This window comes from Prevotella melaninogenica ATCC 25845, assembly GCF_000144405.1.
GTDB classification, from domain to species: Bacteria; Bacteroidota; Bacteroidia; order Bacteroidales; family Bacteroidaceae; genus Prevotella; species Prevotella melaninogenica.
Window position 1 is genome coordinate 1,321,230 of the sequence record NC_014370.1, and the last position, 20,343, is coordinate 1,341,572.

Annotated in this window: 11 protein-coding genes; 8 read left to right on the plus strand and 3 right to left on the minus strand. The window is 42.2% G+C overall.

Features of this window, described 5'->3' with window-relative positions:
* Both HMPREF0659_RS05330 and HMPREF0659_RS05335 read left to right on the plus strand, forming a co-directional pair.
* Window positions 1-867, plus strand: a complete 867-nt coding sequence (locus HMPREF0659_RS05330; RefSeq protein ID WP_013263812.1) for a phosphatidate cytidylyltransferase — start codon at window positions 1-3, stop codon at window positions 865-867.
* A gap of 88 nt (window positions 868-955) precedes the next feature.
* Window positions 956-1,603: a SprT-like domain-containing protein gene (locus HMPREF0659_RS05335; protein ID WP_013264834.1), complete on the plus strand. Its 648-nt coding sequence runs from the start codon at window positions 956-958 to the stop codon at window positions 1,601-1,603.
* 220 nt (window positions 1,604-1,823) lie between these two features.
* On the opposite strand, the gene HMPREF0659_RS05340 is transcribed toward HMPREF0659_RS05335, so the two are convergent.
* The gene (locus tag HMPREF0659_RS05340) at window positions 1,824-4,982 is read right to left on the minus strand and encodes a glycoside hydrolase family 2 TIM barrel-domain containing protein (protein ID WP_044045898.1); all 3,159 of its coding nucleotides are present in this window, start codon (window positions 4,980-4,982) and stop codon (window positions 1,824-1,826) included.
* A gap of 171 nt (window positions 4,983-5,153) precedes the next feature.
* On the opposite strand from HMPREF0659_RS05340, the gene HMPREF0659_RS05345 reads away from it, so the two are divergent.
* The gene (locus HMPREF0659_RS05345; RefSeq protein ID WP_013264627.1) at window positions 5,154-7,889 is read left to right on the plus strand and encodes a SusC/RagA family TonB-linked outer membrane protein; all 2,736 of its coding nucleotides are present in this window, start codon (window positions 5,154-5,156) and stop codon (window positions 7,887-7,889) included.
* Window positions 7,890-7,921: 32 nt separating this feature from the next.
* The gene (locus HMPREF0659_RS05350) at window positions 7,922-9,541 is read left to right on the plus strand and encodes a RagB/SusD family nutrient uptake outer membrane protein (RefSeq protein ID WP_013264630.1); all 1,620 of its coding nucleotides are present in this window, start codon (window positions 7,922-7,924) and stop codon (window positions 9,539-9,541) included.
* A gap of 641 nt (window positions 9,542-10,182) precedes the next feature.
* On the opposite strand, the gene HMPREF0659_RS05355 is transcribed toward HMPREF0659_RS05350, so the two are convergent.
* Window positions 10,183-11,586 carry a C1 family peptidase gene (locus tag HMPREF0659_RS05355; protein ID WP_044045899.1) on the minus strand — a complete coding sequence of 468 codons (1,404 nt, stop codon included), beginning with the start codon at window positions 11,584-11,586 and terminating at the stop codon, window positions 10,183-10,185.
* A 342-nt stretch (window positions 11,587-11,928) separates the two neighbouring features.
* Between HMPREF0659_RS05355 and HMPREF0659_RS05360 the strand changes: the two genes are divergently transcribed.
* The 3 genes from HMPREF0659_RS05360 to HMPREF0659_RS05370 all read left to right on the plus strand — a co-directional run bounded on the left by HMPREF0659_RS05360 (window position 11,929) and on the right by HMPREF0659_RS05370 (window position 16,914).
* Complete coding sequence (locus HMPREF0659_RS05360; RefSeq protein WP_013264486.1) at window positions 11,929-14,526, plus strand: transglutaminase-like domain-containing protein; 2,598 nt, start codon at window positions 11,929-11,931, stop codon at window positions 14,524-14,526.
* A 159-nt stretch (window positions 14,527-14,685) separates the two neighbouring features.
* Window positions 14,686-15,447, plus strand: a complete 762-nt coding sequence (locus HMPREF0659_RS05365) for a copper homeostasis protein CutC (protein WP_013263950.1) — start codon at window positions 14,686-14,688, stop codon at window positions 15,445-15,447.
* Between the two features lie 546 nt (window positions 15,448-15,993).
* The gene (locus tag HMPREF0659_RS05370) at window positions 15,994-16,914 is read left to right on the plus strand and encodes an Abi family protein (RefSeq protein WP_013264806.1); all 921 of its coding nucleotides are present in this window, start codon (window positions 15,994-15,996) and stop codon (window positions 16,912-16,914) included.
* 83 nt (window positions 16,915-16,997) lie between these two features.
* Here HMPREF0659_RS05370 and HMPREF0659_RS05375 read toward each other — a convergent pair whose 3' ends face one another.
* A complete protein-coding gene (locus tag HMPREF0659_RS05375) occupies window positions 16,998-17,336 on the minus strand; it encodes a MerR family transcriptional regulator (protein ID WP_004360810.1) in 339 nt (112 codons plus the stop codon).
* Between the two features lie 177 nt (window positions 17,337-17,513).
* Here HMPREF0659_RS05375 and alaS point away from each other — a divergent pair, with 177 nt between their 5' ends.
* Complete coding sequence (gene alaS / locus HMPREF0659_RS05380) at window positions 17,514-20,180, plus strand: alanine--tRNA ligase (RefSeq protein ID WP_044045900.1); 2,667 nt, start codon at window positions 17,514-17,516, stop codon at window positions 20,178-20,180.
* Window positions 20,181-20,343: the final 163 nt, after the last annotated feature.

The following is a 20,343-nucleotide window of genomic DNA, read 5'->3' on the forward strand; positions in this document are numbered from 1 at the left end:
ATGAGTGATAAACTAAAGAACCTGATTGTCAGAGCCGTTACAGGCGTATTCTTCGTCACCGTGATGGTGTTGGGTATCCTTCATCCTCACGCACTGATTGCTCTTTTCGCACTCATCACGGGTCTTTCCATCTGGGAATACACAGGATTGGTGAACAATATCAAAGGAGTAAGGGTAAACCGCTTTATCTCAACCATAGCGGGAGTCTATTTCTTCCTATCGGTTGCAGGACTACGTCTGACACCAGTTGAGGGCTTCGTCATCTTTGTACCCTACATTCTGACAATTCTCTACCTGTTGATTTCAGAACTGTATCTGAAGAATGAGAACCCTATTAACAGTTGGGCATACACGATGTTAGGACAAATGTATATCGCATTGCCTTTCTCTATGATTAACGTATTAGCTTTCCAGCAGGGTGAGATGGGACAGGTAACCTTTGATTTCCTTCTTCCATTGAGTATCTTCATCTTCCTTTGGACAAATGATACAGGTGCTTATCTCTGCGGTTCGCTCTTCGGCAAGCACAAACTCTTCCCACGTATCAGTCCTAAGAAGAGTTGGGAAGGAAGCATTGGTGGCGGTATTCTCGTTCTGATTGTGGCTGGTGTTATAGGCTACTTTGCAAACATCGGTGCTACACCTCACATGCTGAGCATTCCTGCATGGGTAGGTCTCGGACTCGTCGTAGTGGTCTTCGGAACATGGGGCGACCTTGTTGAAAGTCTTCTCAAACGTACACTCGGTGTCAAGGATAGCGGTAATATGCTGCCTGGACATGGTGGTATGCTCGACCGCTTTGACTCATCACTCTTAGCAATACCAGCTGCTGTCGTGTATCTCTATACATTGACATTCTTCTATTAAACTATAATAAAAAAAGAAATAACAGACGTATAGGGACAGACGGAGCCGTCTGTCCCTATATTGTTTATAATCTTGTCCTATTCCGACAATGAACGCAGAACTCACCATAGATTATCTTCGACAAGCTTTTGAACATTATAACAACCTCATCTTTGACGGTAAACTACCCGTACCAAAGCTGAAGTGGTCGCGTGCTAAGACTCGTTTAGGACAGATGGCATGTAAAAGAAAGATGAGTTGGGGGCGTACAAAGTTTTATGACTTTAGTATTTCCGTTTCTAACTATTATAAACTGACAACAGAACAGATAGACGATGTGCTCATCCACGAGATGATACACTACTCTATTGCCTATACAGGATTGAAAGACACATCAGCACATGGCATTGTCTTTCGTGGTATGATGGACAAAATAAACCGTACTTTCAATAGACACATCACTATCTCTGTGCGCACACGCAACCTACAAGCACGCAGCGCACAACAACCCAAAGACTATCTCATATTGGCATTAAAGATGAAAGATGGCAAGTATTTTCTCTCTTCCGTCAATCCCTCTGCTGCTGGGAAATTGGCAATTTCCCTTGCTCGCGCTCGTGAAATAGCACATTACGCGTGGTATCAGTCACAAGATGAATACTTCCGCAGTATGCCACGTGTGCGCTCTTTGCGTGGTAGACAAGTGTCTGCAGAGGTCTACGAAACGATGATTGAGAAGATGAAACTACTAAAATAAAAGGCTGATAGAAGCCTAAAAACGAATTATTTTCACAACAAGAAAGAATTATTTTCATGAAGAAAAATATTTATTTACGTGAAGAAAAATATTTATTTTCATGAAAAGAATTTAGACACTGCCATTGATAGGTATGCTGACAGTACGGATATTAAACAAAAAACGCCTTTGCAGGACTTCTGCAAAGGCGTTTTCTATTTTATAAAAGATGTCTATCAGCTTAGAACACTGGCACAATCCAGAAGTGCATAGCTCGGTTTTCAGCTGGCAACTGATACTTCTTCAGAGGTTCAGCACCCCAACTATCAATACCACCTACACCCATCATTGCGGCATCCAACGTGAGGTTAGTGTACTTAGACAATGGTACCTGATAGCTATGACGCTGATGCTTCTCACTTCCCTCATCAAGGTCAGAGATGTTATAGTGCAATGCACTCGCAGAGAATACAGCCTCATCAAACAATACTCGGAATCCACGACCGCTGTTGTCAGTCTGCTGCCACCAGCGAATGTCGCTCTTCGTACCTGTTTCCTGTGGACGAATGTAAGGGAAGAACTGCTTGTCAGCAGTCTGCTCATAGCATCCGATGCGCTGTGAAAGCTTACGATCGGCATAGTTCTCGATAGGTCCACGACCGTAGAACACCGACTTATCCATATTATAAGGCAACTGCATCAACATTCCGAAACGTGGAAGCTGAGGAGCCTTACTACCCTCCTTCATTTCCATATCCATACTTACATGGAGCGCACCATCGCTTGCAACATGGTAAACAAGGCACAACTGCCCACCTACCTGTGGCAAATCATATTCTGCTGTGAGGCGATTCATCTTTTTATCAACCTCTAATGACTTCAATGTCATTGTAGGATTCTTCCATACAGACAGGCGTTTTTGGAAGTTAGTACCCATATCATTGTCTGTCATAGCACGCCAGAAGTTAGGTTTCAAGCTACCACCTTCGCCCAAGAAGTTACGACCATCAACCTGATAACTGCTGAGGAAACCTGTCTTGCGATCGAATACAAGATCGAAGTTGTTGCCTGCAAAGCGTACAACTCCTTCTTTCACATTGTCACTTACCTTCACCTTATTCTTTGCAACAGGCTCCATCTTTGGCATCGGTTGCCAAGGCTGCACCTCCATCTGCATCTCTGCTACAGTCTGACCAGCTGCCATCAATGGCTCAGCAGTTTTCAACTTAAAGTCGATATTCAAGAGAACTTCACCATCAAACTCCTTACCAGCTATTGGCAATGTGTATTCAACTGTCTGCTGTGGTGCAACATTCAGTTCTTCAATCGCACCCTTCTCAACAACCTTACCCTCGTTAACAAGGCTCCATTCCATACGATAGTTGCTTAGATCACGGAAGAAGTATTCGTTGTGAACAGCTATCTTGCCCTGCTTGAGGTCAACTGGTCGAGCCCAGATATTCTGATATTCATAGGCAACCTCATAAGCATGTGGATTCAACTGACGGTCAGGACCAATCATACCATTGCAGTTGAAGTTGTTGTCTGATGGGTCAGTCTTATTATAGTCACCACCGTATGTGTATTCCGTCTTCACATCAACCGCATCAGCCGCACGCTCATAGTCTTCCAACCTACGAGAAGCATCAAACTTAGGATTGCGGTGTAAGCCTTGATCTACAAAGTCCCAATCAAATCCACCTTGGAACTTAGGATACTTACGAACAAGGTCCCAGTACTCCTTCAAGTTACCACCAGAGTTACCCATCGTATGGTTATACTCGCACTGGATAAGTGGACGAGTGTATTGAGTGTTCTTTGAGTAATCCTCACAAGCTTTTGGAGAATAGTACATTGGGCAGAAAATATCCGTAGCATAGCCATTCAACTCAGCACGCTCATACTGTACAGGACGGCTTTGGTCTTGCGACTTAATCCAATCGTATGCATCATCGAAGTTCTTGCTGTAGCAAGTCTCGTTACCAAGACTCCAGAAAATGACACTTGGATGATTGAACTTCGTTCCGACATTATGCTGATTACGCTCCATAATCTGCTTAGCAAAAAGCGGACTACCCGACACTGCATCCTTATTATAGCCAAAACCGTGGCTTTCTTGATTAGCCTCAGCAACCACATAGAGTCCATACTCGTCGCATAGGTCATACCAAATAGGATCGTCAGGATAGTGACAAGTACGCACTGCATTGACATTCAAACGCTTCATCAGTTTGATATCCTGAATCATGCGCTCACGTGTCACAACGTAACCACCATCTGGATCCATCTCATGACGGTTAGCTCCCTTGAAGAGAACAGGTTGACCATTGACTAATACCTGCGAGTTCTTGATTTCAACCTTACGGAAACCAACTTTGAGCGGGATAGTCTCAATAGTCTTGGCATCCTCTACATAAACATAGAGATTGTAGAGATAAGGAGTTTCAGCAGTCCACTTCTCTGGGTTTCTGAGTTCCATAAAAGCCGTAGCCTGTCCAGCCTTGTCTGCCGTAACGACTGTCTTTGCAGCAAGGTTATTGTCTGCATCCTCCAAGACTAAGAAAGCTTTTGTGCCACCTGCCAACTGGAGATTGACGCTAAGCGTACCGTCCTTGTAATCATTTACGAGGTCAGGAGTTACACGAATGTCTTTCAAATGCTGCTTTGCATCACGGGCATAGAGATAACTTTCACGAGCAACACCACTGAGACGCCAGAAGTCTTGGTCCTCACAATAGCTGCCATCTGACCAACGGAATACTTGAAAAGCAATCTGGTTATCCCCTTTCTTGAGGAACTTCGTTACGTCAAACTCTGGTCCAATCTTAGAGTCTTCACTATAGCCAACGAACTTACCGTTCACCCATAGATATACACAAGATGTCACCGAACCGAAATGAGCAATAACTTGTTTGCCGTCCCAGTTGTCTGGTATGCGGATAGTACGACGGTAAGAGCCTACGTGGTTTTCCTTAATAGGAACCTCTGGAGGGTTGTTTTTGAAATTACCACGCCATGCAAAACCAATGTTAACATAAACAGGGTCGCCATAACCATTCACCTCCCAGATACCAGGAACAGGGAATGTCTTCCACTGCGAGTCATCGAAATCGGTACGGAAGAAATCTGTTGGACGTTGATCAGCATTCTCAACCCAATTGAACTTCCAGTCCCCATCAAGTGAAAGGTAATTAGCCGACTTCTTCATATCAAACTTTGTTCCACGCAGATTTTCAAATGGTGCAAACGCAAAGAAGTCTGTATGCGTTGCAAAACGATTGACAGCATTCACCTGAAGATCATGCCATTCGGTGAAAGTTGGCTCAATAGTGGCGTTCTGTGCATGAATACCAGACACAGACATGCCCATCAATAAAGCCGTTAGAAAAAGCTTATCCATATTGATAATAATTTAGGTTTCTTTCTTTAAAATCCTTAACTCACACAAGAGTATATAAAAGGATAACACAACAAAATTAGCAAAAAAACCTGTAATCATCGACTTATGTCACGAAAAATATGTATATTTGCTTAGATAAACAGTATAAATAACATTTATTGTATTCCTTATATGGCCAGACAACACTTCCTAACCCATTCACTTGTTTGCTGCCTTTTACTAATTGGCTCTACAAATATTGCAAATGCGCAAAGAAGACATAAAGCCATTACTAAAAAGCAAAAGCAGCCGTTATTCCTCAAGAGTGATACCCTACCTATCGTCGGTTCAATGGCAAAGATAGGTAAGAAACAGATGAATAAAGGTTTGGTAAACTCAGCCATTAATGCCCTTTCCGGACAAGCCGTTGGTGTAAATGTCGTTACGAATGGGCAGGATCGTATGGCAATGTTGACCAGTGTGCGTGTTCGTGGCACGACATCGCTTACTGGTGGTAATGACCCTCTGGTCCTTATAGATGGTGTTTCATCTGATTTATCTACCCTATCCACCATTTATCCTGCTGATATCGAAAGCTTTACTATCCTCAAGAATGCTTCAGAAACGTCTAAGTATGGTTCACGAGGAGCATCGGGTGTTATCGAAGTAAAGACAAAGCGTGGCAATGGTAGTAAGTTCCAGATTTACTATGACGGAACTGCTGGATTCGACGTTGTATACAAACGACTTCGAATGCTCAATGCTACGGAGTATGTTAGTGCTGCAAAAGCATTGGGATTAGACTATGTTGATAAGGGCTATGATACTAACTTCCAAAAAGAAATAGTACGAACAGGTTTCGTAAACTCACACCACGTGGCTTTTAGTGGAGGCAGTGAGAAGTCTAACTATCGTGCCTCATTAGGCTATGTGCGCGGTCAAACGGTTATTAAAAACAAGGATTACAATAACTTCGTGGCTAAGTTAGACATCTCACAGCTTGCCTTTGACGAGAGACTAAAGATAGACTTTGGTGCCTTCGGTTCATCTCAACAAGATGAAAAGATATTTGATATTCAAGCACTTTCCTACTCTACTGCTGCAATGAATCCAACACTCCCATTCCACAAAACAGGAAACGGATGGCAGAGGAATGGCAATGCATCACAGATAGGACCGACAGAACCATTGCTGTTTGAGCGTAACGATGAAAAGAATCTTACGTTCAATTCACATCTACAGTTGTCCTTACAGTTAACACATAACCTTCATTTAGCAGCCTTAGGTTCCTATTCTTACACCTCAACGGAGAACGGACGATTTGCCCCGACATGGGTATGGGCGCAAGGATTAGCATATAGAGGAGAACGAAAGACCGAAGATATATTAGGTAACATCTCTCTTGATTGGAAATATCGTTGGGGGATTAACAAATTATCTACCACCATTCTTGCTGAATATCAGAAGAAAAAGATAGCAGCTTTTTGGACACAAGTAAAGGGATTAACCAACAATTACTTTGGTTATGACAATCTTGGGGCTGCTTCTGACCGTCCTTATGGAGGAACTGGTAGTAGTTATGCTGACCCAAGTCTTACCTCTTTTATGGGTACACTTACCTACACACTGCTCGACCGATACACACTTAATCTGACAACACGTGCAGATGGTTCGTCAATGGTTGGCAAAGACCATACATGGGGCATCTTCCCTTCTATCTCAGCAACTTGGGATATGAAGAAAGAAAGTTTCCTACGCAACAATAAGAGCATTAGTCTTCTGAACCTTCGAACCGGTTATGGTCGGTCTGGAAACCTTGGTGGAATCAGTTCTTATTTGACCTTAAGGCAATATATCCCAGTAGGTTTAATCTCGTACAATGGTACACCAACAGTCACTATGGGTACCTTACGCAATAGTAACCCTGACCTACGTTGGGAGACGCGCAGCACCTTTAATATTGGTACAGACCTTGGGTTGTTCAACAATCGTCTGCTCCTTACAGCAGAGTATTACTATTCCAAGACTACCGATATGCTTTACGAATATGACGTACCTGTACCAACTTTCGCCTTCGACAAGCTATTGGCAAATATCGGTTCTATGTCTAACAGTGGTTTTGAGTTGGGTATTGGCGTCGTTCCTATATCAAAGAAAGACATGGAACTCAATGTCAATGTCAATATGGCATGGCAAAAGAACAAACTCCTTTCTCTCAATGGTAAACATAATGGAAGACAGATGACAGCGTCAGAAATAACCCCTATCGGTGGTATGAATGGCGCAGGTTTCCATGGTGGATATAATGATATTATCTATCAGATTGTAGGTCAACCCTTAGGAGTTTTCTATCTTCCTCACTGCAAAGGAATCGTAGACAACGGACATGGACACAACAAATACGACATTGCTGATTTGAACAATGACAATGTAATCGACCTCAGCGACCATGGCGACCGATATATCGCAGGACAAGCAACACCTAAGATGACCTTAGGTTCTAACATAAGTTTCAGATACAAAGCATTCGACATTTCCTTACAGATGAATGGTGCTTTCGGACATAAGATATTTAACGGAACAACTCTTTCTTTCCTGAACATGTCAAACTTCCCAGACTATAATGTCCTTGCAGAAGCTCCAGCACGGAATATTGTTGACCAGAATGTGACGGATTATTGGTTGGAAAAAGGTGATTATCTAAACTTTGATTATCTTACGATAGGTTGGAATACGCCTATTAAAAACAAATATATCAGTTCACTACGTGTGTCTTTTAGCATCAATAACCTTGCAACAATAACAAGTTATAGTGGCTTAACACCGATTATCAATAGTTATGTAGTAGATAACACTTTAGGTATTGATGACAAACGTACCTATCCTCCTTATCGCACTTACTCTATCGGTGTGAGTATTAAGTTCTAAGCAATTTAACACAACATAAACAACTGTCAAGTATGAAATACTTACTTCGCCCACTCTTTTTTCTAACTTTCCTCACATTGACTGGTTGTCTGGACGAGAATAGCAAAGATAGCCTCGATGAACAACATACCTACACGACAGATAGAGATGTATATGTCAATGCCGTCGCTACCTTGTATAACTACATAGGAAGTGATAAAGACAGTGAGGGATTACAAGGTACTTATCGTGGTGTATATGATTATAATACGTTCACTACCGATGAAGCAATCATACCTGTCCGTGGTGGAGACTGGTATGATGGAGGCTTTTGGGCTGATTTATATACTCATAACTGGGCAGAAGACAGCAAACCGCTCTACGATACATGGAAATATCTCTATAAAGTAATTGTATTCAGTAATGATGCACTTACAACCATCGACAAACATAAACAACTGCTTACAGATGAGCAATACAAGGCTTATAGGGCTGAGGTTAGGGCTATCCGTGCCTTATACTACTATTACCTTATGGATATGTTTGGAAATATACCATTAGTAACTACGGCTGGCGAAAGTACTGAAAACGCAGATCAAGCAAGTCGCCCTGAGGTATATCGGTTTATTGTAAAAGAACTACAAGAAGTCACCCCACTGCTTCCTACAGGTCATAGTAACCTTCTTGGCAAGAATTATGGACGTGTAACACGTTCTGTAGCCAACTTCCTTCTTGCTAAGTTAATGCTGAATGGTGAGGTTTATTCTGATGCTGATTGGACAGATAATCAACAACCTAATGGTAAGCAAACCTACTTTACCATCAATGGTCAGCAGATGAATATATGGCAAGCCTGCAAATATTACTGCGATGAGTTGACTGCTGATGGCTTTACCTTAGCAGCCGATTATCTCAGCAACTTCTCTGTTAACAACGAGAATTCACCAGAGAATATCTTTACTATCCCACTCGACAAACACCTTTACAAGAGCCAATTCCAGTATCTCTTCCGCTCTCGTCACTACTCACATGGCGGTGCCTTCGGTACAGGCTCTGAGAATGGAGCCTGCGCAACTATTTCAACAGTGAAGACTTTCGGCTATGGTACTAAAAATGTTGACAAGCGATATGCTTATAACCTCTACTCTGACACTGTTCGAGTAGATGGAAATATCATATATTTAGAAAGTGGCAAACCACTTGTTTATATGCCACTTGCTGTAGAGTTAAATCTCACCAACAGCCCATATATCAAGACGGCAGGAGCAAGAATGGCTAAATATGAGGTGGACCGCAACGCCTTTAACGATGGTAAAAGCCCAGACAACGACATTGTTCTCTTCCGTTATGCCGATGTATTGCTAATGAAGGCTGAAGCTGCAGTACGCAACGGAGAGAATGGTAATACTGAACTGAACCTCGTTCGCAGCCGTAGTGGCATGGGAAATAGAACTGCTACATTAGATAACATTCTTGCTGAACGCCTGATGGAACTAATGTGGGAGGGCTGGCGTCGTAATGACCTCATCCGTTTCAATCGTTTCCACCAGTCCTACGACCTTCATACTGCACCCGCAACAGAAGCCGACCGTCATACTATCGTCTTCCCTATTCCATCACGTGCATTAGACCTCAACGAAAAACTGAAACAGAATAAAGGTTATAAACGCTAAATAAAACCTCCGTCAACCCCATGCTTCTGCGTGAGGTTCAACGCTGCAAGACTAAGAAATATATTGACAAAATATTCAAAGAAAAGGTAGGAAAATAGCTTAAAAGCGAGTTATTTTAGCACCTTCGTAAGTTACTTGTTATCAAGTAGTTGTAAAAAGAGGTTTTAAAAGGTGCTTAATAAGGTTCCAAAAGGGCGTTAACAAGACTTCAAAAGGGCATCTTTTGCAAGCCAATTGGGCGTTAATTGCAAGCCATTTGGTGGTCTTTACAAAATCAATATATGAAAAATCCGGACAAACATAGAGAAGTTTGGAGTGATAAGGTTTGCATTTTACGCTTAGAACCTTAAGAAATATCACACAGCAAGGCTCTAAGTTTGCTGCAAGAAACTTAGAGTTGCTCTGTGTATCTTATTATATAATAGGTTTAAACTATCACTTCATAATTCGGAAGAATCCTAAAAGATAAAGAAAGCAGGGATAGACGAAGCTGCCTATCCCTGCTTTCTTCTCATATGGCTTGCATAGCTAATATAGCATTCCAAGGTTTCCTATAAAACATAAAGTCAGTATTTATCTAAGAAATCTATCGCCGCCAGCCTATCCTTTCTCCCCTCCTTTGGAGGGGTTGGGGGAGGTCTTTACATATCCTCTTGGAACAATGGGTCCTCAGGAACAACCATTATTGGTTTCTGCTGAGCAGCCTTCATGATATTCTCTGGTACGTACTTATTATCAACAACCAGACGGAAGGTGTATTCATTAAACCAAGGATTACTCATAATCAAGTAACCATTCTGACCATAAGAGGCACTCCAAGAGTTCTCTACCTTCCATTTCTTTGGCTGACCATTCTCATCTAAGTCTACTGCTGTAAGTGTCATCGCATGCGTAGAACCACTGTCAAAGGTTGCAATACGCTCTGCCTTGTTCATTGGGAAGGTTGTTCCGAAAAGTGTTGCATAGTTATAATTATCTAAGTCAAGATAACCACGCTTACGGTCGAGCTGCTTACCAACATCATAACTGGTGTACATCTTCGTTGAGTCTTTCAGCGAAGCTATAGCCATCTTCGCAATATCTTCCATTGGAAGGTTCACATACTTCCAGTTATGACCATCGTAGGTATGACGGTCATACTCAATTTCGTAGGTCTTATAGTAAGGACGACGAGGATCGTTCATAGCCATAATAAAGGTTCCATTGAGTGGACCTCCCACCGTCTCCTTATAGAATTCCTGTGGTGTATAGGTCTTAGCCTTACCAATCTGCTTACCATTCTTATCCTTGAAAGCAAAGGTGAACGTCTTCACTGGCTCACCCAAAGAAAGTGAGAGTATATGATAGATATTACCCAACATCTCTGTCTTGCGTGCCTTGATAGCTGCCTTCGACTTCTTGTCAGCTACCATCTTACGCAGCTCTAAACCATACTCACGTAGTTTTGATGACACAATCCTTGCCATGCGAGAGGTATTTTCAGCTGAATAGGTTTCTTGCATGGCTTCCATTGGTACAACACCATACTTCTCAACCAAGTCAGATACACCGCAGAACGTACCACCATCACTGATAGGATTCTTAAAGAAGAACTGCACACGTGGGTCGTCTAATGGCTTACCAGCATTGTCTATCACACCTTGCAGCATCAAATTTGCCTTCTCTAACTGGTCATAGAAAGAGAGATAAACGTGAGAATATTCCACTCTCAATGTATCCTTATGGCGACGAGCAAAGTTAGCACGCAAAACATTCAGTCCAGTAAAGAGCCAGCAACGACCCGAACTTTTCTGATCTTGGATATTCTGTTTCGGTGTCTCCACGCTAAAGTAGGTGTCTACAGGACCAGAATTACGGAAGTTACGAGCAAGATCATCAATAGAATTTGTGGCGATTGCATTCGATAAAGCACGGTCAGATGTTGTCAATCCAGACTTCTGAATCTGCTGCAACATCTGTGCATCAATACCACCATCTTTCGTCTGTGCCTGAAGTGTAAGCACACAACTTAACAAGCCACAGGCTATAAACATATTCTTTCTCATTGTTTTTTTAATAATATTAAGGTAAAGGGTTATTAAAAACTTATTTTCTACAAAGATACTATTTATTTCCCATTGTTGTTGTAATAATGTGTGAAAATCATCATTGATATTGATAAATTCTACCTAAAAGGGAAAGCTTAACAATTTCTTTTGGTGAAGAGAAAAGAGTTTATTTCATAAAAATAAAAGGCAGTACATGAAAAGAAGGCATCCTATCCTATCACTTTGACCATGCTTTCAGGCATTTTCTATGTAAAACATTTGCGTATATTGTTTTTTTTTACGAATATTGCATACGCAAATTAGCGGCTGATGAAAGTCGCATAAACTAAAAACAAATCTATGAAGAGAATCTTATTGAGTCTGTTTCTTGCTGCTGTCAGCCTTTCAAGTTATGCACAGCACTTTATTACAGACCCTAATTTCAGACAGAAAGTAGAAAATGCATTCCAAGCCAAGATGAAGGTTATTGGTAAGAAGTTCTATAACACAAAGGGACTTCGGGTATCTCCTGAAGAAGAGGAGGCATTACATTTCTTGTATGCTTATATGCCTATTGCTGATGCAACAGACTATCCAACAGCCTATCATCTTAAAAACATACGCACCGCTTTGCAAACAAGAAAATCGATGGCATGGGGAAAGGATGTCCCAGAATTGCTTTTCAGACATTTCGTTCTGCCAATGCGTGTGAACAATGAACCACTTGATAGTTCTCGTGCTATTTTCTATCGTGAACTGAGTGAGCGTGTAAAAGGACTTCCTATGAAGGATGCTATCCTTGAAGTGAACCACTGGTGTCATGAGCGAGTTACCTACGAGCCTTCCGATGCTCGTACTTCTTCACCACTACAGTCTATCCGTACGGGGCGTGGACGCTGTGGCGAAGAGAGCACCTTTACGGTAGCTGCCCTGCGTTCTATCGGTATTCCAGCTCGTCAGGTATATACTCCTCGCTGGGCACATACGGACGACAATCATGCTTGGGTAGAAGCGTGGGCGGATGGTAAATGGTATTTCTTAGGTGCTTGTGAACCTGAACCAGTACTCAACCTTGCTTGGTTTAACGAGCCAGCATCACGTGCAATGCTCATGCACACACGTGCTTTCGGTGATTATGAGGGTCCAGAGGAGGTGATGCTACGTACCAATAACTTCACCGAGATTAATCTCATCGACAACTATGGCAGTACGTCTAAGATTGATTTTAAGATTGTCGACAAGGATGGTAAGCCTGTTGACAACGCAAAGGTAGACTTCAAGATTTATAATTATGCCGAGTTCTATACAGCTGTGTCTAAGTACACTGGTACTGATGGAACTACCTTCCTCTCTGCTGGTAAGGGTGATATGATTGTCTGGGCATCAAAGGATGGACAGTTTGGCTTTGCTAAAGCTACCTTTGGAAAGGATAAGTCAATCACTATCAAACTGGATTATAACGAGCAAAATATGCCTAAGGAGGCTGATCTCGACATCGTTCCACCTGCTTCTAATACTACATTACCTGCCGTTACCAAGGCACAGCGGGATGAGAACACGCGTCGTTTGACCTATGAGGATTCTATCCGTCATGCTTACATTGCCACCTTCCCGACTACAGAATCAATGAAGGATTATCGTTATTCAGCTGCCACACCTTATATTATAAAGGCACGTGGAAATTGGAAGACTATTCAGGCATTTGTTGAGAAGTATGCTAATCAGCAAGATCGTGCACTAAAGTTACTCAGTACTTTGAGCGACAAGGACCTTCGTGACATGCCAATGTATATCTTAGAGGATAACATGAAGGCTAAGAGCAGCCAACTCTCTCCACGTGTTGAGAGTGAAATGATTCTCACACCGTTCAAACAATTCTTTGAGAAAGCCTTTGCAAAGGAGGCTGCAAGTTTCCGTAAGAACCCAGCTTTGTTGGTTGAATGGATTAAAAAGAATATCCGTATGAACCCTGATAGTCGTGCGATGAGAATCCCACAGACCCCAAGAAGTGTATGGGAGAGCCGTATTACCGATAGCCGCAGCCGTGATATCTTCTTCGTAGATGTAGCTCGCAGTCTTGGTATTGAGGCCCGTATGGACCCTGTGGCATGGAAGATTCAGTATAAACAAGAGGGCAAATGGGTGGATGTTGACTTTGATGCAGCAGCTCAGCAGACTGCTAAGACTGGTAAATTAGTACTGACATTCACCCCTGATGGCTTCCTCGATGATCCTAAGTATTATAGCCATTTCAGCATTAGTAAGATTGTTAACGGACAGACATGGCTGATGAACTTTGACGAAGGACAGGTAGATATGGGTGGAGGAGCTACATGGTCGAACACCTTTAAGAATGGGGCTACACTTGATGAGGGTACCTACATCCTCGTGACTGGTCAGCGTATGGCAGATGGTAGTGTACTTGCGCACAGCCGTTTCTTCCAGATTAAACCAGGCGAGACGACCACTCTCCCACTCGATGTACGTCAGGAAAGTGAAGGTGTGAAGGTTATTGGTAGCTTCAATAGTGAGGACTTGTTTGACAAAGACGGTCAGAGCGTTTCTATCCTAAGCCAGACGGGACGTGGCTATTACGTTCTCGGCGTATTGGGTATTGGTCAGGAGCCAACGAACCACGCATTGCATGATATTGAAAAGATGAAGGATAAACTCGATAAATGGGGTCGTCCATTCGTCTTACTCTTTAAGAACGAGGTGGAAGCTAAGAAGTTCCAAGCACAGAAGGGTGAGTTCCCTAATCTCCCTGCGAAGACTATCTTCGGTATTGATAAGGATGGAACCATTCAGCAGGAGATAGTGAAAGAGATGAAACTCCGCAATACTGAACAGCTGCCAATATTCATTATCGCTGATACCTTCAACCGTATTGTCTTCCTTTCTCAAGGATATACAATCGGATTGGGTGAGCAGCTCGTGAAGACAAGTAGTAAACTTTAATTAAGGAGGGAGAGGAGTTAAGGAGTGAAAGGGAGTTAAGACAATACTTTTATAGTTGTAATATATCAGACAATAAACGGTCATATATCACACTAACAGATAGTGTTGTCTTAACTCCCTTTCACTCCTTAACTCCTTTAACTCCTCAAATAATCCAATATGAACCGAACTGATTTTGAGATAGAGATATGTGCTAATAGCGTTGAAAGCTGTATCGAAGCACAGAAAGGTGGAGCTAATCGTGTAGAACTCTGCATGGGTATTCCCGAAGGTGGCACCACACCATCGTATGGTGAAATAAAAATGGCGAGAGAAGTGTTGAAGGAAACACGTCTACATGTCATCATCCGCAACCGTGGTGGCGACTTCCTTTATACTAAACAGGAACTTCAGCGCATGGCTATGGACATTGATCTCTGCCGTGACTTAGGTGTGGATGGCGTTGTTTTTGGCTGCCTGACGCCTGAAGGAGATATCGACTTGGCTGCCAACGAATATCTAATGTCACATACAAAAGGGATGAGTGTCACCTTCCATCGTGCCTTTGACCACTGCCGCGAACCAGAGAAAGCCTTGGAACAGCTCATTGCACTCGGCTTTGAGAGAGTACTTACATCGGGACAGCAACCCACTGCCGAAAAGGGTATTTCCCTACTCCAGCGATTGAATCAATTAGCTAATGGTCGCATAAAAATCATGGCGGGATGTGGTGTGAACGAAAAGAACATTGCTCGCATACGCCAAAAAACAGGTGTACCTGCTTTCCACTTCTCTGCCCGTGAACCACAAGCAAGTCGCATGACCTACTCTAACCCATCCGTCTATATGGGTGCTGAGGGTGCTGATGAAGACACTATCATGTTAACAACAGAGCGCAGAGTGAGAAATACTATTGACGCTTTGATGGGAAAGAAGGCGTAAAAGCAATACTCATATACCAGAATTAAGTTTGAAAACGGTTGCTGTCATTTTTAACACTTCACATAATTAGCTGGATCATAACATATTAGAAAAGAAATGTAAGTGACAGAAATGACAGCAAATTTAAATCCTCAATTAGCAACAATATCACAATGTATTTTATTTAAACACTCTGTTAAAGAGCGTCTAATATGTAGCATTACACGTATATCACTATAGCATCCATTATAAAATATCTTATTTTATCCCATTATACACTCAACACATATCGTGCTGAGGACACACACGCTATGTGTTGGTATGTAACACGAAACAATGTAAGCCTTACAACAACTAAAAGTAGAAAAGGATTATTATAATTTTCTTAATTAAGAATTTGCGATATTGAGATAATTTATTTATCTTTGCAAAGTAAGATGTAACTGAATCTATAAATAAACCTTGAAGTAGTGTGAACTCATTAAAATATCACGACTAAGCTCGTGACAAAGATAACAGAACTCACTTGCATCCCATTAGAACTGCAGGTGGGTCATTTTTTTTATTATGAAGAACCAGAAACCACGAACGTTAGATGATCAACTTTCCACTTTAAAAAATCGTGGAATGCATTTCCTTAATGAACAATTAGCTAAGGAGTTTCTTAATCGTATAAATTATTTCCGTTTGAAGTACTTTTGGATAGACATGTTAGATATGGAATCTGGAGATTTCAAGAAGGACATATATTTCGAAGATGTTATTGATAGATATGAATTAGACAAATCTTTTCGTCAAATAATATTTGATGCGATAGAGACCTTGGAAATAGGGCTTCGTACCAGAATTATATCTACCCTTTCATTATCGACTGGCACAGGATTATGGTACCTTGATAATAGCCTGTTTGAAAATAAGTATTATCATAAGGAATTTGTTCTAAAATTAAAATATGAATTTGGAAGAAGTACAGACCCTTTTGCACGTGATTTTATCCGTGAGAGTAAGCACTGGGATGAATTATCGTTTGAAGGAGATAATCCTGATGCATGGATGATTATAGAGACAGCTTCATTTGGCACGCTCTCAAAGATGTATAAGAACCTTAAGGCTCAATCTCCTTTGCAATCGGCAATCGCTAAGGATTTTGGACTGAATTCATCAAAAGAACTTTCAAGTTGGCTGGAATCAATATCTCTATTAAGAAATATGATAGCCCACCACTCACGATTGTGGTATAAAGTGTTTGCAAAGAAACCTGTTAACATCAAGGGCCATCATGAAAAGTGGCTTAATCAAGATATGACAGATAATCAGAGGAAACGCGCTTTTGGAGTTGTTTCATGCGTGCTTTATCTCATTAACAACTTAAATCCTAAGAATACTATAAAAGAACAAATCATAAAAATTTTCTCTCTTCATCCCAAAGTTCCCATATACATGCTTGGCTTTTCTGATGGCTGGAGAGAGAATCCCATCTGGAAGTGAAGATTCTGTATTTACGTGGAAAGTTAAAATAGCCCTTTTATGCTTCTTTTGTATAAAAATAAAAGGGAATATATAATGATATTCTACACTAAACCGTCTAACTGTTTCTTAAGTTCTTTCAGCTGGTCGCGTACAGAGAAGAGGGTTTCCATAACCTTTTGGCTCTTGTCAGCACCACTTCTGTTCTCTTGCAACATCTTGCGAGCTGCAGCAATCTTAAAGCCACGCACCTTGACAAGGTTGTAAATAACCTTGATCTGTTCAATGTCCTTCTCCGTATATTGGCGTACACGATTACCCGTCGTCTTAGGACGAAGGTGTGGAAACTCAGTTTCCCAGTATCGCAACAGACTCTCCGTAACGTTAATCTGCTGTGCCACTTCCTTGATAGAATAATACAGTTTGCGCGGATTCTCTGCCATGTCTTAGTAACTTTTATATCAATTATTTACACAATCTTAGGTCTGAATAGGAAGACTATGTCCACCTCTAAAAGAAGTTTTTACGTATTCAGCAGCCTAATTGTTTGCAAAAATACTCAAAAGTCAGTATCTTTGCAACACTTTTAGGTAGAAAAATTGAATTAAAATAAAATAAAGATGATGACAGCAAACGAAATCCGCGACTCTTACTTGAAATTCTTTGAGTCGAAGGGACACGTTATCGTACCGTCTGCCCCTATGGTTATTAAGGACGACCCTACGCTGATGTTCACTAATGCTGGTATGAACCAGTGGAAAGATATTATCCTCGGAACAAAGGATCCAGAGCCTCGCCGCCGCACTGACTCACAGAAATGTCTGCGTGTTAGTGGTAAACACAATGACTTGGAAGAGGTTGGTCGTGATGCAGCTCTCAGCCACCACACGATGTTTGAGATGTTAGGTAATTGGAGTTTCGGTGACTATTTTAAAGAAGGAGCAATTGATTACGCCTACGAATACCTTGTAGACGTACTCCACCTTGATCCAAAAGACCTCTACGTAACTGTCTTTGAGGGTGATAAGGCAGAGGGAATATCACGTGATGATGAGGCAGCAAGCTACTGGGAGAAGCATTTCCCAAAGAATCATATCGTCAACGGAAACAAGCACGATAACTTCTGGGAGATGGGTGACACAGGTCCTTGTGGTCCTTGTTCAGAGATTCATATTGACTTCCGTTCAGAGGAAGAGAAGGCAAAGGTGCCTGGTGAGGAACTTGTAAACAAGGATCATCCACAGGTTATTGAGATTTGGAACATCGTGTTCATGCAGTTTAATCGTAAGGCTGACGGCAGTCTTGACCCATTGAAGATGCATGTTATCGATACTGGCATGGGCTTTGAACGTCTCGTTCGTCTCATGCAGGGCAAGAACTCTAACTACGATACAGATATCTTTGCACCAGTTATTGCAGAGATTGAGAAGATTTCAGGCAAGAAGTATAACCACACCTTCCCTGAGGGTGATAATGGTGAAGGCATCAATGAAGAGCAGAAGGTAGACATTGCTATGCGTGTTGTAGCCGATCACCTTCGTGCTGTTGCCTTCTCTATTGCTGACGGTCAGTTGCCAAGCAATGCTAAAGCAGGTTACGTTATTCGTCGAATCCTTCGCCGTGCCGTTCGTTACGCTTATACATTCCTTGGTCAGAAGGAAGCTTTCATGTATAAGTTGCTCAACGTGTTGGTACGTGAGATGGGTACTGCATACCCAGAACTCACCGCACAGCGTGAACTGATTGGTCGCGTAATGAAGGAAGAGGAAGACTCTTTCCTTCGCACATTGGAAAAGGGTATCATGCTCCTTAACGGTGCAATGGACGAGCTAAAGGCACATGGTCAGACCCAACTCGATGGTAAGGAGGCTTTCCGCCTCTTCGATACCTACGGTTTCCCACTCGACCTCACCGAACTTATCTGCGCAGAGAACGGATATACTGTTGACGAGAAGCAGTTCAACGAGGAGATGGAACAGCAGAAAGCACGTGCGCGCAATGCTGCCGCTGTAGAGAATGGTGACTGGGAAGTACTGCGTGAAGGCGAACAGGAGTTTGTTGGTTACGACTACACAGAATATGAGTGCCACATCCTCCGTTACCGCAAGGTGACTCAGAAGAAGAACAGTTTCTATGAACTTGTACTCGACTATACTCCTTTCTATGGTGAGATGGGTGGTCAGGTAGGTGACCAAGGTGTACTTGTTAGTGAGGACGAGACTATTAATGTCATCGATACCAAGCGTGAGAACAATCAGAGTGTACACATCGTTAAGGAATTGCCAAAGAACCTTGAGGCTGATTTCATGGCTTGTGTTGACACTGAGAAGCGTGACGCTTCAGCTGCCAACCACACCGCAACTCACCTTCTCGACTATGCTTTGAAGCAGGTTCTCGGTGAGCATGCTGAGCAGAAGGGTTCATACGTAAGTCCTGACACCCTCCGCTTCGATGTTTCTCACTTCCAGAAGATTACTGATGAAGAACTTCGTCAGGTAGAGAAGCTTGTCAATGAGATGATTCGTAAGGATTATCCAATGGACGAGCATCGTGATACGCCAATGGAGGAGGCAAAGAAGATGGGTGCCGTAGCCCTCTTCGGTGAGAAGTATGGCGACAAGGTTCGTGTTGTTCGCTTCGGTCCAAGCTGTGAGTTCTGTGGTGGTATTCATGCTACATCAACAGGTCGTATCGGCTTCTTTAAGATTGTCGGTGAGAGTAGTGTAGCAGCTGGTGTACGCCGTATTGAGGCTATGACAGGTGAAACTTGTGAGAACGCTATCTACGCTCTTGAAGATACTTTGCGTGATTTAAAATCAATGTTCAACAATGCGAAGGACCTCAAAGCAGTTCTTACAAAGTTTGTTGAAGAGAACGACAGTATTAAGAAGGAGCTTGAGAGTTTCCGTGCCCAAGCTGTTAGCCGTGCTGCAAAGAACATGGTTGAGCATGCTGAGACCGTAAATGGCGTGCATATCGTAAAAACTGTGCTGCCAATTGACCCAGCTTCTGCCAAGGACATCGTCTTCAAGGTACGTGAAGCATTGCCAGAAAAGCTTGTTTGCGTACTCGGCTCTGTATACGAGAATCGTCCTCTCTTATCAATCATGCTTAGTGATGACATGGTGAAAGATTATGATCTGAACGCTGGTAAGATTATTCGCGAGGCTGCTAAACTCATCCAGGGTGGCGGTGGTGGTCAGCCACACTACGCTCAGGCTGGTGGTAAGAATGCAGATGGCATCAGATCAGCTGTGGATAAAGTGATTGAATTAATTAGCTTATAATGCTATAAAATACAAGGAATAAGGAGAGCTTTCGGCTCTCCTTATTTTTTTATTTACCTATTTCTCTCAAATTATTTACATGAAAAGAAATAATTATTTACGCGACAATAAATATTTTTATTCATGAAAAGAAATCTTTTTGTTCGTGAAAATAATTCGAAAT

Excerpts from the sequence above, each read along its gene's own strand:
- HMPREF0659_RS05365 (WP_013263950.1), top strand. The coding sequence starts at position 14,686 with ATGAACCGAACTGATTTTGAGATAGAGATATGTGCTAATAGCGTTGAA.
- HMPREF0659_RS05375 (WP_004360810.1), bottom strand. The coding sequence starts at position 17,336 with ATGGCAGAGAATCCGCGCAAACTGTATTATTCTATCAAGGAAGTGGCA.
- HMPREF0659_RS05360 (WP_013264486.1), top strand. The coding sequence starts at position 11,929 with ATGAAGAGAATCTTATTGAGTCTGTTTCTTGCTGCTGTCAGCCTTTCA.
- HMPREF0659_RS05340 (WP_044045898.1), bottom strand. The coding sequence starts at position 4,982 with ATGGATAAGCTTTTTCTAACGGCTTTATTGATGGGCATGTCTGTGTCT.
- HMPREF0659_RS05335 (WP_013264834.1), top strand. The coding sequence starts at position 956 with ATGAACGCAGAACTCACCATAGATTATCTTCGACAAGCTTTTGAACAT.
- HMPREF0659_RS05330 (WP_013263812.1), top strand. The coding sequence starts at position 1 with ATGAGTGATAAACTAAAGAACCTGATTGTCAGAGCCGTTACAGGCGTA.
- HMPREF0659_RS05345 (WP_013264627.1), top strand. The coding sequence starts at position 5,154 with ATGGCCAGACAACACTTCCTAACCCATTCACTTGTTTGCTGCCTTTTA.
- HMPREF0659_RS05370 (WP_013264806.1), top strand. The coding sequence starts at position 15,994 with ATGAAGAACCAGAAACCACGAACGTTAGATGATCAACTTTCCACTTTA.
- HMPREF0659_RS05355 (WP_044045899.1), bottom strand. The coding sequence starts at position 11,586 with ATGAGAAAGAATATGTTTATAGCCTGTGGCTTGTTAAGTTGTGTGCTT.
- alaS (WP_044045900.1), top strand. The coding sequence starts at position 17,514 with ATGATGACAGCAAACGAAATCCGCGACTCTTACTTGAAATTCTTTGAG.
- HMPREF0659_RS05350 (WP_013264630.1), top strand. The coding sequence starts at position 7,922 with ATGAAATACTTACTTCGCCCACTCTTTTTTCTAACTTTCCTCACATTG.